The sequence below is a fragment of the Oleiphilus sp. HI0061 genome, from assembly GCF_001635675.1.
Map to the genome: position 1 here is coordinate 1 of NZ_LWFE01001499.1, position 1,588 is coordinate 1,588.

Sequence of the window (1,588 nt, forward strand, 5' to 3'; positions counted from 1 at the left end):
ATGTACGAGTTAGTGCACCACGGAAACCCGCCATATGCGTTCCACCGTCTCGCTGTGGAATATTGTTGGTATAGCAGAAGATATTTTCCTGATAAGTGTCGTTCCACTGCATAGCGACTTCTACGCCAACCCCTGTTGCTTCATGCATAATATTAAAGTGGAACATGTCGTTTACAGTCGTTTTGTTATGATTCAAGTACTCAACAAATGACGATAAACCACCTTCAAATTCGAATAGGTCTTCTTTATCACTACGCTCGTCTTTTAAATGAATCCGTACGCCGGAATTCAAAAATGACAGTTCTCTCAAGCGCTTTGCGAGTTGATCATAGTTATACTCAGTCTGAGTGAAAGTTTCTGAACTTGGTTTGAAGGTCACCATCGTTCCCGTCGTCTCAGAATGACCCACCTCTTTAAGGGAGTAATCAGGCACGCCGTGGGTATACTCTTGCTCGTATATTTTGCCTTCTCTGCGTATCGTTAACTTAAGCTTTTCGGATAAAGCATTTACAACCGATACACCAACACCGTGCAAGCCACCAGATACTTTGTAGGAGTTATCATCGAACTTACCACCAGCGTGTAATACTGTCAGAATAACTTCGGCTGCAGAAACCCCCTCTTCCTCGTGAATCTCTGTAGGAATACCACGCCCGTTATCAGATACCGAAATTGAATTATCAAGATGGATAACAACATCAATCGTATCGCAATGACCAGCAAGCGCTTCATCGATCGAGTTATCAACAACTTCGAAAACCATATGATGAAGACCGGTACCATCATCGGTATCACCAATATACATTCCCGGTCTTTTTCTTACCGCGTCTAAGCCTTTTAGTACCTTAATACTTGAAGAATCATAGTTATTTTCAGTTTCACTCATTCAGCTTTTGCTCCTAATATTTCAGGTACTATATTTGTTTTTCTTGATAATCATATTCATGAATACGGCCATGTTCCACGTGGAACATTTTACAATCTGACCGATGCTTATCTAAATAATCTCGGGGTATCTCTCGATCTAAAACTGTACACATTACTTGTGCGTCCAACTCTAACAAATTAGAGAGAATTATATCGATATTCTTACTATCTAGCTCCGCGGCAATATCGTCTATCAAGACGAGAGTCTGCGAATCGTTTAATTCTTTTAGGCATTTTACATGAGCGATATATAAGGCAATTATCAATAACTTCTGTTGCCCACGAGATAAAAATTCACTCACATTCTTACCACTTATTCTAAGCTTAAGATCAGCCCGATGTGGTCCATACTGGGTATACTTTTTTTCTATATCTTTCGAACGATTTTGGTCTAACATTTCTGCCAGGCTTTTACTCTTATCCCAGCCTTGAAAGTATTTTAATCCTATCTCACTTTGTTCGTTTAAACCCAGTCCGGCCAATACAGTTTCGAAGGTAACTCGAAACCTATCCATAAATTCGATTCTATGCTGCGTTATTTGCTCTCCTAAGAGCGATATACGCTTATCCCATACTTTTAGTTGAAGTAGGTCTATTTTAGCAGTTCGGAGTAGACTATTCCGCTGTTTTAGACAATTAATATAATCGTTCCACAAAAAAG

The 1,588-nt window shown here is 39.7% G+C and carries 2 protein-coding genes; both read right to left on the bottom strand.

The genetic code is table 11. The features are described 5' to 3' along the window. A partial coding sequence (locus A3735_RS23350; protein WP_231882633.1) for an ATP-binding protein occupies positions 1 to 886 on the bottom strand: 886 nt, incomplete at its 3' end. 28 nt (positions 887 to 914) lie between these two features. Next, a partial coding sequence (locus A3735_RS23355) for a DNA replication/repair protein RecF (RefSeq protein ID WP_369820554.1) occupies positions 915 to 1,588 on the bottom strand: 674 nt, incomplete at its 5' end.